This window comes from Maribellus luteus, from assembly GCF_003576475.1.
GTDB classification, from domain to species: Bacteria; Bacteroidota; Bacteroidia; order Bacteroidales; family Prolixibacteraceae; genus Draconibacterium; species Draconibacterium luteum.
Genome location: NZ_QWGR01000154.1, coordinates 1 through 603, shown reverse-complemented (window position 1 = coordinate 603; position 603 = coordinate 1). Strand labels below are relative to the sequence as shown.

Annotated in this window: 1 protein-coding gene; it reads right to left on the bottom strand. The window is 73.5% G+C overall.

Features of this window, described 5'->3' with window-relative positions:
* Positions 1-603, bottom strand: a 603-nt coding sequence (locus D1614_RS24330; RefSeq protein ID WP_119440511.1) for a bifunctional adenosylcobinamide kinase/adenosylcobinamide-phosphate guanylyltransferase, incomplete at both ends; no start/stop codon positions are given.

Here is a 603-nt window from a genome sequence, read left to right as displayed (position 1 = left end):
TCCGCCGCCCCCCCGGTTATTCGGGTCGGAATCCATTTCGTTCAAGAGCTGTGTCATCGCCGCCGAGATGTGTTTCTCCACCGCGTGCACGCTGACGCCCATGCGGCGCGCCGCCTCGGCGTAGGTCAACTCGTCGATGCGGCACAGGATGAAGGCCTCGCGCCGGCGCGGCGGCATGCGCCCGACGATGGCCAGGGCCCTGGCCAGGCGTTGCGAGGCGATCAGGGCCCGCTCGCCCCCCGCCGACGGATCGGCGACCGCCGCGTCGTCCTCCAGACCGTACTCCAGAACCCGGCCGCGCCGGACCCGCGACCGGAGACGGTCCACCACGGTGTTGCGCGTGACCCGGAACAGAAAACGCACCGGCTCCAGGATCTCGGTGCGCCGGCCGGCCTCGAGGGTCTTGACCACCGCGTCGTGGACGATGTCGTCGGCCTCGTCGCGTCCCGCCCGCGCCGCCAGGCTGCGCAGGCGGCCGGCCTCGTCGCGGAAGCGGCGGGCCAGGGCGTTGTCCGGCACGATCCCCTGCCCCACCTCGTTCGACACCAGCCACACGGGCGCTGCGCAGGCGCGCAGGGCCGCCTCCAGCCGGTCCGTCGCCGC